General features: G+C 47.6%; 1 protein-coding gene. It reads right to left on the bottom strand.

Annotated elements, in window-relative coordinates; genetic code table 11:
• Positions 1-82: 82 nt before the first annotated feature.
• Positions 83-1,147, bottom strand: a 1,065-nt coding sequence (locus HMPREF2794_RS21290; RefSeq protein ID WP_139147283.1) for a Gfo/Idh/MocA family protein, incomplete at its 5' end; no start/stop codon positions are given.

The raw sequence follows: 1,147 nt of genomic DNA, 5'->3' as shown, positions 1-1,147 counted from the left end.
ATTTTCTTCTTGAAAAGTCTGACATGGTTTTATTTTTAAGAGTTAGTAATTAATTTCAGCCTGTTATATCATTAAAAACTTATTATGGCTTTTGGAGTAATCCGTATCCGTTTTTCATATTTCTTCTTCTTTCCCATATTTGCTCCAGTGTCTCCAGTTCTCCTATCGCGGGTAAATCGTGCGTATAGGCGTCGCGCAAAAAGGTCCATGCGTATTCGGACGCGATGGCGGAGTCTCGTATGAGCGGGAGTTTGGGGTTTCTGGTTCCGGTTTCTATGGAGTCGGCAAACAGGTCGCACAGTACATCGATGTTTTTCCCTCCGAAGGGTTTCTCTATCCGCTCTGTCCGTGTGACTCCGCGAAGGTCGACAACGGCGGTTTGAAAGTCGTGCGTCATGCGGGCGATTCCTTTGGTACCGATGATGTCCACGTATGAATTGTGGGTCTGGTCCTTGGATAATTGTCCGTAGACAAATCCCTGGGTGATATCGAAGACAACGCCGTTCTGGAATGTTCCGTGGCATTGCACCCACCAGGGGTCCTTATAACTCCACATGTTGACTCCCTGTGAATGCCACGTCTTGTATTCGCATCCGGCATACCAGCGTGCGATGTCTACATAGTGCATTCCGCAGTCGTGGAAGGCGGGTCCTTCATATTCGTGTCCTTCCCCCGGTGCGAGTCCCGGAGTCATGTGGCAGATGCGCAGGATGGCCAGTTCACCGATCTCTCCCTGGTCTATAAATTGCTTGATGGCCTGATGGTACCAGGCATTACGGAGATACAGGTTGACGGTAGAGAAACAAGCGGCTTTTTCAGTGATGTCCACTACTTCCCATTCTTTGTCGATAGTGTCTGAAACGGGTTTTTCGGAGATGATATGCTTGCCGTATTTGATGGCCTTTTCAATCCGGTCTTTTCGTGAGTCTGCCAGAGCAAATAGTCCTACTACCTGCACACTTTCATCATCGAACATTTCCTGTTCGTTTTCCAGTATCTTCGATTCGGGAGATAATTTCTTTGCCAGTTCCCGGCAATCGGGATTGATGTCGCAAATGTATGCGACCTCCCATCGCCCGCTTTTCTGCATTTCTTTTAAATAAAATCGCCCCATTCTGCCAAAACCGATGAGACCAACTTTAATCTT

It is taken from the genome of Bacteroides sp. HMSC067B03, assembly GCF_001811315.1.
Lineage (GTDB): Bacteria > Bacteroidota > Bacteroidia > Bacteroidales > Bacteroidaceae > Bacteroides > Bacteroides faecis.
The sequence above is the reverse complement of the archived record's forward strand: the minus strand, read 5'-3'. Positions and strand labels throughout refer to the sequence as shown.